Genomic DNA, 11,889 nt, shown 5'->3' with positions numbered 1-11,889 from the left:
TTCGAACAAGTACAGCACGAACGGAAGAAGAAGGAACATCAGCGCACCGCTGGCACGGTGCAAGATGGACACCTTACCGGCCCAGGGCAAACGGTAGCGGGCGATGTCGCCCAAACCGATGTTCCTGTAGATGACCGCTCCGTTTTTTGAATCGATTGCCACGTGGTCCTCCAAACAGACTTCGAACAGATTCCTGAGCAGATGAGATTGTTGAGTTCGACGCAACATCCTATCCCCGTAGTGCACGGCCCTCAGGGCTTAGCGCGCGCTTGCAAAACCCGAAAGCGCTAGCGACGCCGTTGCTACAAGGGTCAGTACGCTGCGTAACCGAAAATACCAGGCCGGTATTGCTCCGCCACGCTTAAACCCTGCATCCGTCAACCAACAGATGGCCAACACGATTGCCATCCTGACAAGAGCGGCGGGCGGCTCGCTGCTGACTGCCACGGCCCATGCCGCGAGCGATGGAACAACGCTCCAGGCGAGCTGCAAGGTGTGCATGCGCGTTGCGGTTGCCGCGCGAAGGGCGAGACCCCAGTGCACTGCACCTACGAACGACGTAATGGACGTCGCGTACACCAGCAGCCAGCTTTGGTATTCACCGCGGCTCGATGTGTCCCCCAGACATAGTCCGGCCAGCACGATAAACGGTATGAGCCCGCTGATCCCGAGCACGGCTGCCAAGCCGCGTACGCTTGTCGTATGCGTACTCATGGCTTCGGTGGTATGACCAATCGCCCGTGGCCACCGTCCACGCCGATCTGTTGGCCGGTGATCCAGGATGCTGCAGGGCTGAGCAGGAATTCCGCAAGCGCCGCGGTGTCGTCTCCTTGTCCGAGCCTGCCCAGCGGATTTGCCTTTGCAAGCCGCTCCGCAACTGTTGGAGCACTTGTCAGTCGAGATGACATTGCTGACGAGGTCAGCCCCGGGTGAATGCAGTTCACGCGGATATTGCGATCTGCATACGTTGCAGCTGCTGACTGCGCAAGCGCCGCGACGGCTGCCTTCGCGCTGGCAATTGCCTCGTGATTCGGGAAGCCGGCAGTGGCGGCAACCGAGCCGATTAAGACCGCGCTTGCGTGCACTTTGTGGTGAACGGCTTGTTGCACAAACAAGCGCAACGCATTCCACGCCGAAAAGAAATTCGCATCGAGCGCCTGCTTGAGATCGTCCTCTGAAGTCAAATGGAGCGGCTTGATGATGATCGATCCGACGCAGTGTGCGAGGCCTGCCGGTGCGCCGAATCGGGTGACACCGGCTTCAATAGCAAGCTGAGCGCTACTGCGGTCTGTGACGTCGGCCGGGCAGACAAGAACCGAGGCCGGCTGGAGCGCGTCAGCGAGCTGTTCTAGCCTCTTCTGGTCTCGCGCTGTGAGTACCAGCGGAATGCCTGAGCTGTTCAAGCGACGCGCCAGGGCGGAGCCCACAGCGCCGCTAGCTCCAGTAATCCATACAAATCCCATCATCACTTCCTGATATGTTCCCAACCGGACAGAGAAGGCACAACGGTCGTGGCCTGACTAAATTCCGCTCAAACCGCATCACGGTCACCATCGCGTCGCACGCCGGAGCGAGTTAGCGCTTGGCACTGTTGAGCAGGTCTTCGTGACGCACGACCTCAGCCAGGGCGGTCTCAAGCAGCTGCACCGCACGATTCGCGACGTTACCGAGACGGCGATGCAGCAACGCATCGCGAGGCGAGCGGGACAAGCACGCATCGCTGTAACGTTGGAACGCACTGAGTTGGATTACGAGTTCGGCCAAGTGCCGTGGGCACTCGCACTGGATCGTTGAAGTCAGCCCCGCGAAAGCAGCGAGCGCCTTGTCGTCGAAGCGACGCGCCGCTCGCGAGCGCGTGTCAGCGTTCAAAATGTCTGCCTGGCGGAGGGCCGTAGCCCAATCGACCAGCTCTGCGATCAGCGACTCCGGCCTGACTTCAGCATCGGATTGTGGCACTACACGCAAGCCACCGAGGCTCGCCCGTTCAATTGCGCGGGGTGTGCCCGATGTAAAGATCACGCTGATCGCTTTCGCGTGCGCCGCTTCGGCCAGCGCCACAATCCGTAGGATGGCGTCCTCCGTGAGTGAAGGAACGGCGGCAAGCAACGCATCCGCCCTCAGTCCTGCTCGCGCGTCCCGAAACGCTTCTTCCGGCGATCCGGGATGTCCGCAAACATGCATGCTGTCTGAGGCCGAATTCGAGATAGCAATCGACACTGGCCCTACCATCAGAAGCGAAATGGGCTCGCCCTTCGCCGCATGAACGGTTCCGGACGATCGCACCAGGGCCCTTAGAGACTCCACATTGAGACCCGCAACCGCACCGATAGCGTGGCCGCAATCGACAAGTCCTCTGATCAGGCGCAAGCGCTCTATGTCTTCCTCTGTGTAGAGACGCTGGCCCGATGCACTTTTCGGCGGCGAGACGACAGCGTATTTGCGTTCCCAAATGCGCAAGGTGGATGCCGACATGCGAGCCAGTTTTGCCGCTTCGCCGCTTCGATAATGTCTGGGGGCTAATGATTTATAGAGCCTTTTCACAAGTCCTCCTCATTGCGTGTCTACGTTAATACACTGGGGCGACTGCGAACAGAGGACTGTCCAGCAGGGAGCGGTAATGCTGGTCGATGAGTCGAGAATGCGTCGGTATCTTGCTCGGAACGTTGCATGCCTAGCGGGATTGCTCGGGCTCTGAATGTCGTGGACGCCGTTATGCGTCGTATTTCATGAGTCGCGATGGGCTGTTCCGAGCGACTGGGTCGCAGACGATGCCTTGAGGATGTGCCGCTGCGCTCGAGATCGTCATTTCTGGGTAGCTCCAATTTCCGAGCAGGATCCGCATAAGGCCATGTTGGACTTTGCGCCGCCTTCACGCAGAAACCAACTCATACTCGACAACGCCAACTGCTTTCGCGCCAGCTTCTGTGCGACGTCACAGTTCCGTCATGTATCAAATCTAGTCTCCCGTGCCAGTACTAAATGTTGGTTCCAGGGGATTGAACATGAAACACATGTACGGCTTGGCAGCCGCCTTGGCTGGAAGCGTTCTCGTCGCCGCATGCGGTGGCGACTCAGTATTGAGCAATGGCACCTCTGCTGCGCAGAGCCAGCCAACGCGAACAATCGTCATGGTCTGGGACGGGCTGCGCCCCGACTCAGTCAATGCAACCGATACACCAAATCTGTATGCATTACGCCAGGCGGGTGTCAACTTCAGCGACAACCATTCGACGTACCCGACCTTCACGATGATGAACGGCTCGTCCTTTGCGACGGGCGCGTTCCCGAAGACCAGCGGGTTCTATGGCAACACCTTCTGGACGCCGCCGCAGGGAGCGACGAACAGCATTCCCGCGGGCAACCTCGGGACGCCGAATGGCGCCAAAACTGCGGCTGCATCGGCAGACTATGTCGACCCGATCTTCACCGAGGACTACCAAGTCCTGACCACTCTGAACAATTACTACGGGGGGCAGCTGCTTCTCGTGAAGAGCCTCTTTGCTGCGGCCCAGGCTACAGGCCTGACGACTGCGACCGTCGGCAAGTCGGGAGCTGCGTTTATCCAGGATCTGGGGCAGGGTGGGTACTTCCTTGATGAGAACACGGTACAGCCGCGTAGCCTTGTCACCGAACTGCAGAGCGCCGGCTATGCATTGCCGTTCAATACGCAGTTTGGATACTCAGGGTCCAACGCTGTCACGCTGGCCGCGACGAACGGAGATCCAACCGCGCGCGCCGGCTACATCACCTTCAACACAACGGCCTATGACAGTGCGAGTGGCGTGACCGCCGTCGCAGCCCGCGATAGCAGTGATACCACGCAGGGGGCCCCTGAAGATGCGGCCAACAAATACATGTTGTCGGTGTTCACCAACTACATCCTGCCGAAGAAGCAGCCGATGCTTTCGCTCATCTGGTTCCGCACACCCGATAACGTCGAGCACGGCTATGGCCCGGGGTCGGCGAATGCGATTGCCGGCTTGCGCTCACAGGATCAACGTCTCGGCGAGCTGGTCAGTGCACTGAAGGCGAACAACCTGTACACAAGTACCAACCTGATCGTTGTCTCGGACCATGGCCACTCCAGTGTTTCTGGCCCGCTTTCGCTTTACCCACTGCGCGCCATCACGCCTTCGGGAACGGCACCCGGCGGCACGCCAGTCAATGGCGCAACCAGCGGCACGGATGCAGCTGCCATCGGTGCGGTATCTGCCACGGGCTACTCGTTCTCCGGCGACGTTCGCTCGGCCGACTTGCTCACCTATCGGGGCTTCAAGGCGTACGACGGCTCGGGTTGTACAACCTCTGCCATGTACGGTCTGCAGGCAAACGGTACGCCCACCGTGCCGGTCAAGGTGGATACGACCGGCTCGCTGTGCGGCGCGGCCAATACGAAGTACCAAGCGATCAGCGCGAGCCTGGCGACGCCTGTTGCCAGTTTCAAGGTGCCTGCCCCGGGCAACCTCCCGGCCAATGGCATCGTGGTGGCCGCGAACGGCGGGTCCGATTACTTCTATGTGCCAAGCCATGACCCGACCACAGTACAGAATCTTGTGAAGGTGCTGCAGCAACGCGAAGAGTATGGCGCGATCTTCGTCGATAGCCGGTATGGCGCGCTGCCTGGCACGCTGCCCATGTCCATGGTCAATCTGGAAAACGCGCAGCGGCAGAACAATGGTCAGCCTGACGTGGTGGTCAGCTTCAACTGGGATGATCAGGTCGCGATCAAGGGCATGCCCGGCATCGAGTTCGAAAGCGCGGGCGGCCAGCGTGGCATGCACGGTAGCTTCGGTACGACAGACGTGCATAACACGTTGATTGCGAGCGGCCCATCTTTCCGCTCCAGCACCGTTGTGACCAATCCCACAGGCAACGTTGACGTGGCGCCGACGGTTGCTTATCTGTTGGGCCTGTCGATGCCGCAGGCTGATGGCCGCATCCTGAACGAAGCGCTGCTCAATCCGGCAAGCCCGACTGCACCGAGCGTCAAGGCGTCGACGGTAAATCCGGTGTCACCCGCAACGGGGCTCAGCTTCGAGGTGCCGACCGACCCGACGGGAGCGACAAAGGATGCTGCGCTGACACAGGGCAGCTACACCATCAACCTGGCCGTGAAGGATCTGAGCGTTGACGGTAAAACCTATCGATACTTTGACTATGCCAAGGCTGTCCGTCAGTAAAGCAAGCGGTTGGGCGGCAGGCGCGGCGCTGCTGTGCTCGGTATTGGCACCGGCAGCTGCGGCCGGTCGCCCGGCGGGGACGTTCGAATCGGTCTTCCAGTCCGGTGACGAGCCTGCAGCGCTGTTCTATCGGGCCGAGTTCACAGGCAGCGATGGCGTGCATGTGCTGCAGGTCTGGCGCGACAGGCAAGTGCGCCTACGGCGCAAGACGGATGAGGTTCTTGACACGTATGTCGTTCGGAATTCTGCCGACCCGCTCGAGTACCAGATGACGGTGGTGGACTATCGGAAGCGAATCACCACGCGAATTGATCGCAATAACTTGATTCGCCTTGGCCACTTCAGCGACTGGTTCGACTTGGCCCACGGCCTGCGACATCCGGTCGGCGAGTATCGTCTTGCCCCAACCAGCGCGCCTGCGGGAGCGCCGATACCCGCGTCGGCATGCCGTTGGTATGTGCTGTCGCAGGGTAATACCCTGAATCGGATCTGTTGGAGCGCACGTGAACATTTACCGATGGTGATCTGGTCTGACGCCAAGGCGTCCGCTATCTGGCGTGTGACGCAGGTCGACCATCGTCCGATTGGGGATGATGTCTTCGTCCTTCATGACACGGGCTTCGTGCGCAACGATGCCAACGCCGATATTGAAGGCGATTGAGCGCTTCACCACCAGGCAAGGTGGCGATCAACCCGTCACAGATGAACGTAACAATGAGCCGACAAATCAGTCTGTGCCTCACAAAGCATTTCGACACAGTTTTACGCCTGGACCCGACGCATTTTTAGGTTCGTCGACTCGACTGGGTGCGACATTTCTATTTGGCTCAAATGCGACATTTCTAATTGGCACCAACATCAATTCATCGTGTAATTTGTGTTATGCAAATCTGAACCTTTAGCTCATCGAATCACGCTGGGAGCCAGTCCCGGCGCGGGTTCAGTGCTTCGATGAGCCGCTTAAAAGATTTGGAAATTTTTTCCTTTTTTTGCTGTTTTCTGGCCGCTGCTTCAGCCGCCAAAATTTTAAAAGCTTCGGCGTCGTCAATTCCTGCTTCGTGAGCTAGAATTAGAGCGTCGTCATAATCTGGAAGCCGCTCGGCTTTTGAATATCTGTCCAGATTGCGCTGGTGAATCCCGAGTTCTTTGGCGGCTCGGTTCACAGATCGTCCATGCAGCGCTTTCGCTATCAATTCCAAGTAGCTCATAGAAAACTCCAATTGCTAGGTTAGAACGGTTGGGCTAATAATTCGGTCCATGGTTAGACCAACTGTTCTAAGACCGGTTGGCTGGTTAACCATACCTCAATTTGCCCGCAGTGGCTTTGAAACACGGTTCGGCCCCAGCGCCGACGCAATGGAGAACGACATGAGCAAGTACAAGGCACAACTCATCTGCATCAACAGCTCGGACTGGGAGTTCGACGGCAAGAAGGGCACGCGTCACCAAGCGCAGCTCATCATCACCTCGGGTCGTGAGGTGGACGGCAAGACGGTCGAAGAGACCTTCGTTGCCCGTAAGAATCTTCCGGAGCAGTACGTTGGTACGCCTGCTGGTGAATACCTGATCGAGTTGACCCCGTTCGCTGACAGCAAGGGCATGTTGGATTTCCGTGTTGCATCGCTGGTGCCGCTCGGTCGTCCTCAGGCCAAAGCCGCTGCCACGGCCTAACCCAAAGCCCGGTTCGCCGGGCTTGTTCAGTTAACGGGGTTCGTGATGGTTGATCCGCATGACAACAGGACGATGCAGTTGCCGTTTGCGATGAAGCATGCGCGTTGGGCGTTTCTGCTGGCGTGCATGAGTTCCAAGAATGCTCCGGAGGCTCGTATTCGCGCCCTGAGCTTGGAGCGTGCTCGCGTGCGGTTGTTTGAGCTTGGAGGCCTCGCTTCGCCATGGTGAAAAACGCAGACAGGAAACGTGGGTTGCTGCTGCTTGATCTGTGGCGGCGTGATTTGGCGGTAGAGCGGGGTGATGTTGAGACGGTGGTGTGGAGTAACTCGCTGGCTCGTGCGTCGCTTCATGGTCTCGGCGGCTTGATGGGGGTGTGGTGATGATTCTCTACAACAGCGAAGGCGAGCTGTGCGGCTATTACCGCGAGGTACAGCCTCGTCGCCGTCCTTGGGGCCTCTATGTGTTCTACGCGGTCATGTTCGTGTTGATGGCTGGCACGTTTGTTCTAGCGATGTTGGCTCCTAAGAAGTTGGAGAAAGAGCATGTCGGACGTGATGGTCTATTTCGTGACGCTGTGCGTGTGGATTGCCCTGCTGGTGCTGCGTATGCGCATGCCAGCGAGTGCATTCGTTCAAGGCATGGCGTGGGATTTTTCTTCGTGGATGACAACGGGCTGCCTCGTGTTGTTCCTGTGGTCGGCGTGGGGCGTTTCGAATGAACGCGCGACGGGTTGTGAGTGGACTCCTCTTGTTGGCAGCGCTCGTGCCGTGCCTTGCGCTCGCTGACCCTGCGCAGTGCGACCCGTCTACCACGTGTGCTCAGATGCAGTTGGACATGCTCACGCAGCTCCGTGATGCCGCTGTCAAGACGATGCAGGTCGTGATTGCTTGCGCCGCGTCGGTTGGCTTTCTGGTGGGCATGGTGGTCGGGAGGCTTCGATGACAACGGTTTATGTGTGGGTTCTAGGGGCTGGTTTTATCGGCCTCTGTGCTGGTGCTGTGATGCGCTTCGTGGCGCGTTTTGAAGAGGTTGTGTGACCGCGCGCGTTTTTCTGTTGGATGGCGCATTCGTGTATTCAGAGCGGTAGGCGCGTAGGGGCGTAGCGGTGTGTGTAGTGAAGGGTGGGGCCCACTTTCGGCGCTGAACGGGGGTGCCTGTAGCGGATGCAGACGGGGCCCACTTTCAGCGCCGAACGGGAGGTCCCGTAGTGGAGCAGACGCGGCGCGCGGCGGAAGGCAGACGATGCACTGATCGGTCGTCATGAATGAAATTCGTGGCGAGCGGAGCGGAATGGGGGTGGGCAAACCGGCGTTGACGAACCTGTGGGGAACCTGTGTAGCGGGCGTGGGCAACGTGGGTTGGTTGTCCATCCCCGATGCACAGGTTGTCCATAGGTGAGTGCCGGAGTTGTCCACGCTCTGGAGCGTAGTCCCCACGGGGCAACGCCCCGTGGGCCGTCCCGCATCGTCTGCCTTCCGCCGCGCGCCGCGTCTGCGGAACGAAGGGGGAGGCTCACTTTCGGCGCTGAACGGGGGTGGATGCAGTAGCGAAAGGCGGGGCCCACTTTCAGCGCCGAACGGGGGTGCCCGAAGCGGAGCACAACGCGGAGCCACGGAGTGTCTAGCGTGGTTCAGCTACCAAGACCTTAACGACAGGTCTCGCGCGCGCAGGTTTTAAGAATCTGGCTCAACACCGCCCGGGCCGGATGCATCAACAAGGGCGGGGAAAACAGTTGAAGGAAGCAAACATGAAAAATCTGCTGAAGAAAGCCAATGCCAAGTACTGGGCCATCACTGCCGCTGCGTCGGTTGCTGCGATGTCCGCGCTGCCCGCATCTGCGCAAACCGTCGATCTGAACTCGGCCATCGCATCGGCCATCGATGACGGTGTGACGCAGGTCAAGACGGCGTTCACCACGAACGGTCCGAAGCTGATCGGTGTCGCCATCGGTGGTGTCATTGTGGGCGTCGGTATCAAGCTGGTGAAGAAGCTGCGTGGTGCTGCCTAAGCTTCTCGTGGGCCTGCTCGCGGGGCTTTGCCTCGCGGGCTGTGGCACCAAGCTCGATCCGATGTATGAGGTCTTCTATGCCTGTCACTCTTACGAAAGCCCCTGCGCGCGGTGACTGCGGTGGGCCTCTCCTGCGGCTGGTGCTTCTTGCGCTGGCCGTTTTTCTTTGTGGCTGGTCGTTGACGGCCGAAGCCGCAAACATTCCGGTCCGCAGTGGTTCTGCTGGGCGCACGTCTTGGAACGTTGAAACGTCCACGCTCGACAGTGTTGTCGCGGCCACCGAGGCTAGTGTTCAAATTGGTCGGGACATTGTTGCCCGTATCGGCTATGGCGGTAAGCAGATTGGCACGGTGGCGGCGATGGAGGTTTCCTCGATCGGCATGGCGGATGTAGCCGCCGTTGTTGCGCGTTCGGCTGGGCCAGCAATGATCGCGTTGATGATCGGCGATCTTGCCGTGCGCGGTGTGCAGCGCTGCCTAGAGTCCGGCACGGGTTGGTGTAAGAAGGGGCAGGCCAATCCCGCGCAGTCCGATGAGGGTTTCACTGGCTTCATTTGGCGCTTGCAGGATGGCGTCGGTGGTTCATATCCGAGCGCTTCCGCCGCTTGTAAGGCCTATGCCGATAGGCTCAATTCCACGAATAGCGGATCGACGTTTGCTTTCAAAGGCTTTCAGTCGTACACGGATGCGAGCGCCGGTTGTGTGTTTTCGGTATCGCAGGATGGTGTTGTCGTGAACCCGTCATGGGGTGGTGTCGGTGTCGTCGCAACCGGGTCGTGCGTGTCGGGTTACGTTCAGTCCGGTAGCAAGTGCGTTCCTGATCCAAACGTCAGCACGCCGCCTGTGCCTATGACGTATCCGGATATCGCTGCTGCGTGGAACGCGCAAATGGCTGCGAACCCCAATCGGGTTGCTGACTATTGGAAGCAGATGTCCCCTGATGAGCAGGCGCAGGCTCAACAAAATGCGCAGCGTCAGCCGACGCAAATGAAGGGCACTGATACGGTCAGCGATCCCAACGTCAGTACCAGCACAACGACCAATACGAAGCCGGACGGCACTGTGCAGCAGTGCACCACCACAACGGGCGTTCGTGTGCAGGCGCGTTCTAACAACAGCGCGACCGCCGCTTCGTCGCCATTGAACTATCAGACAACCGCCACCAATACGCGCACGTGTCCAGACGGCACGACCACAACGAACACGAATACCGACAGTGGTGACACAGCGCCTAGTGGCGGTGGTGGTGCAAAGCCCGAAGTGAAGATGTGTGGCTTGGCGGATACCGCTGCATGCAAGATCGATGAGACCGGTACGCCTACGTACAAAGAGCCCACTGTCGCTAAAGACAAGATGGACGATGCCGACAACCGCTTGAAAACGAAGTTGGACAGCATCGGTGGAGCGAAGGGCGATCAGTTTGGGATCGGTGACATCGTTAAACCCCTTGAGGGTGCCTGCGCACCGTTCGCGTATGCGATTCCGAAGGGTGCAGGGGTCGAGTCCGTGGACATCGATCTGTGTCCGACGCTGGATTTGACGCGCACGGGTGCTACGTGGGTGTGGGTGTTTGTCAGTGCTGTCGCGTGCATCTTGCTTGTGCGTGACGCGATCAACGGGGGTTGATGATGCCGCTGCTCGGTGCGTTGCTGTCTGGCTTGCTGACGTGGGTTGGTGGCCTCTTTGGCGAGCTGATGGTTCGTCGGATCGCCAACAACTTGTTGGTGGTCGGTGTCTTTGTCGCTGCCTTCGCTGCTCTCGTGGCTCTGATGAAGGCCTCGGCGTCTGCGCTCTTCGCGATGCTGCCCACGAATGAGTGGATCGCCATGGGCATTTACGTCGCGTTTCCGCCTGTCTCTGCGTACTGCCTTAGTGCCGTGTGCACCGTGTGGGCCGGGTGCGCGCTCTACCGCTGGCAGCTCAAGTCCTTGGAGCTGACCGCTCGCTAGCAGTTAATGCCAAAAACAAGATCTGTCGACGCAATCATCTGCCGCAGACGGATCTGATTTCGTTAGCCAGGCGTGCGTTTTCAGCTCGCCGGCACGCAACAAAATTGCGCGGGAGCTACTCCGCGGGGAAGGGCAGTCATGGCGATCTATCTCATCGAGGGGAAGTTGGGCGCAGGCAAGTCGCTGATCGCCACCGGCATCATTCGCGATGCTCTGATCAAGGGCCTTCCGGTTGGCACCAATCTCGATCTGCATCTGCAACACCTCATCGGCTACAAGTCGAAGCGCGCACGTGTGGTGCGTGTACCTGACAAGCCGACAGTCGAGTCGCTGATTTCGCTCGGAAAGGGAAACGAGTCTTACGATGAACGTCGCAACGGCGTGTTGGTGTTCGATGAGCTTGCGACGTGGCTCAACGCACGCACCTTCGCAGACAAAGCTCGCCAAGAGGTGCTCAATTGGTTCGTGCACAGCCGTAAGCTCGGATGGGACCTCTATCTGCTGTGTCAGAACATTGACCAGCTCGATAAGCAACTCCGCACTGCCATCGTGGAATACCGCGTGACGTGTCGTCGTTTGGACCGCATCGGCATCCCGGTCCTTGGTCCGATCGTCAAGCTGGCCACCTTCGGCTTGGTCAAGCCGCGTCTGCCGCAAATCCACATGGCCGTCGTTCGCTACGGCACCGAAGCAAACGCCGTGGTCGCTGATCGGTGGATGTACCGCGCGAAAGACCTCTACAAGTGCTACGACACGCGGCAGGTCTTTGTCGATGATCCTGAACAGGCTCCCTACTCGATGTTGCCACCGGCCTATACGCACGGCTGGAAGCGCGTACAGCGCCGTTTTTCAGTGAAGGGCAGGTTGGAGGAGACCCGTCGCTTGTGGAAGCTCCACGAGGCTGGATTGGTCTCGTACGACGAATGGCGCGGGATGGTGAAGCAGATATAGCGGCTGGATCAGACGGCACTGGCCTGTGCGCAGCGCGGGCCAGGGGGGGGGGGGGGGGGCCGGCGGGTGTTTTTTAAAATTTAAAGAAAAAGAACCCCGGGGCCCCACACCCACAGCGGGGGGGGGGGGGA

13 protein-coding genes are annotated in these 11,889 nt (G+C 59.3%); 8 read left to right on the top strand and 5 right to left on the bottom strand.

The features are described from left to right. From AAHM38_RS24745 to AAHM38_RS24730, 4 genes are all read right to left on the bottom strand, one after another. Positions 1–162, bottom strand: a 162-nt coding sequence (locus tag AAHM38_RS24745; protein ID WP_446740144.1) for a succinate dehydrogenase, cytochrome b556 subunit, incomplete at its 3' end; no start/stop codon positions are given. A 96-nt stretch (positions 163–258) separates the two neighbouring features. Beyond that, positions 259–714, bottom strand: coding sequence for a DUF3429 domain-containing protein (locus AAHM38_RS24740; RefSeq protein ID WP_074295100.1), 456 nt, complete (start codon positions 712–714; stop codon positions 259–261). Continuing rightward, complete coding sequence (locus AAHM38_RS24735; protein ID WP_116575320.1) at positions 711–1,463, bottom strand: SDR family NAD(P)-dependent oxidoreductase; 753 nt, start codon at positions 1,461–1,463, stop codon at positions 711–713. Before AAHM38_RS24735 ends, AAHM38_RS24740 begins: the two co-directional genes overlap by 4 nt. Positions 1,464–1,575: 112 nt before the next feature. Further along, positions 1,576–2,541: a MerR family transcriptional regulator gene (locus tag AAHM38_RS24730; RefSeq protein WP_116575144.1), complete on the bottom strand. Its 966-nt coding sequence runs from the start codon at positions 2,539–2,541 to the stop codon at positions 1,576–1,578. 461 nt (positions 2,542–3,002) lie between these two features. On the opposite strand from AAHM38_RS24730, the gene AAHM38_RS24725 reads away from it, so the two are divergent. Both AAHM38_RS24725 and AAHM38_RS24720 read left to right on the top strand, forming a co-directional pair. Next, on the top strand, positions 3,003–5,180 hold the full coding sequence (locus AAHM38_RS24725; protein ID WP_116575145.1) for an alkaline phosphatase family protein: 2,178 nt from the start codon (positions 3,003–3,005) through the stop codon (positions 5,178–5,180). After that, positions 5,158–5,841, top strand: a complete 684-nt coding sequence (locus tag AAHM38_RS24720) for a hypothetical protein (RefSeq protein WP_116575146.1) — start codon at positions 5,158–5,160, stop codon at positions 5,839–5,841. The genes AAHM38_RS24725 and AAHM38_RS24720 overlap by 23 nt, the downstream gene beginning before the upstream one ends. A gap of 250 nt (positions 5,842–6,091) precedes the next feature. Here the strand turns inward: AAHM38_RS24720 and AAHM38_RS24715 are convergent, their stop codons facing one another. Further along, positions 6,092–6,388 carry a hypothetical protein gene (locus tag AAHM38_RS24715; protein WP_125472814.1) on the bottom strand — a complete coding sequence of 99 codons (297 nt, stop codon included), beginning with the start codon at positions 6,386–6,388 and terminating at the stop codon, positions 6,092–6,094. Positions 6,389–6,548: 160 nt separating this feature from the next. Between AAHM38_RS24715 and AAHM38_RS24710 the strand changes: the two genes are divergently transcribed. The 6 genes from AAHM38_RS24710 to AAHM38_RS24685 all read left to right on the top strand — a co-directional run bounded on the left by AAHM38_RS24710 (position 6,549) and on the right by AAHM38_RS24685 (position 11,758). After that, positions 6,549–6,851 (top strand): hypothetical protein, encoded by a 303-nt coding sequence (locus tag AAHM38_RS24710; RefSeq protein WP_116575321.1) that lies wholly within the window; start codon positions 6,549–6,551, stop codon positions 6,849–6,851. Positions 6,852–7,230: 379 nt separating this feature from the next. Next, positions 7,231–7,569, top strand: coding sequence for a hypothetical protein (locus AAHM38_RS24705; protein WP_116575147.1), 339 nt, complete (start codon positions 7,231–7,233; stop codon positions 7,567–7,569). A gap of 1,029 nt (positions 7,570–8,598) precedes the next feature. Continuing rightward, the gene (locus AAHM38_RS24700) at positions 8,599–8,859 is read left to right on the top strand and encodes a hypothetical protein (RefSeq protein ID WP_125472815.1); all 261 of its coding nucleotides are present in this window, start codon (positions 8,599–8,601) and stop codon (positions 8,857–8,859) included. A 77-nt stretch (positions 8,860–8,936) separates the two neighbouring features. Beyond that, on the top strand, positions 8,937–10,484 hold the full coding sequence (locus AAHM38_RS24695) for a hypothetical protein (RefSeq protein ID WP_116575150.1): 1,548 nt from the start codon (positions 8,937–8,939) through the stop codon (positions 10,482–10,484). Further along, positions 10,484–10,807: a DUF5455 family protein gene (locus AAHM38_RS24690; RefSeq protein ID WP_116575151.1), complete on the top strand. Its 324-nt coding sequence runs from the start codon at positions 10,484–10,486 to the stop codon at positions 10,805–10,807. The genes AAHM38_RS24695 and AAHM38_RS24690 overlap by 1 nt, the downstream gene beginning before the upstream one ends. Before the next feature lie 138 nt (positions 10,808–10,945). Then, positions 10,946–11,758, top strand: a complete 813-nt coding sequence (locus AAHM38_RS24685) for a zonular occludens toxin domain-containing protein (protein WP_116575152.1) — start codon at positions 10,946–10,948, stop codon at positions 11,756–11,758. Positions 11,759–11,889 lie beyond the last annotated feature (131 nt).

This window comes from Ralstonia sp. OTU4908, from assembly GCF_038440115.1.
In the GTDB taxonomy this organism is placed as follows: Bacteria; Pseudomonadota; Gammaproteobacteria; order Burkholderiales; family Burkholderiaceae; genus Ralstonia; species Ralstonia pickettii.
This window is presented reverse-complemented; position numbering and strand designations above follow the sequence as displayed.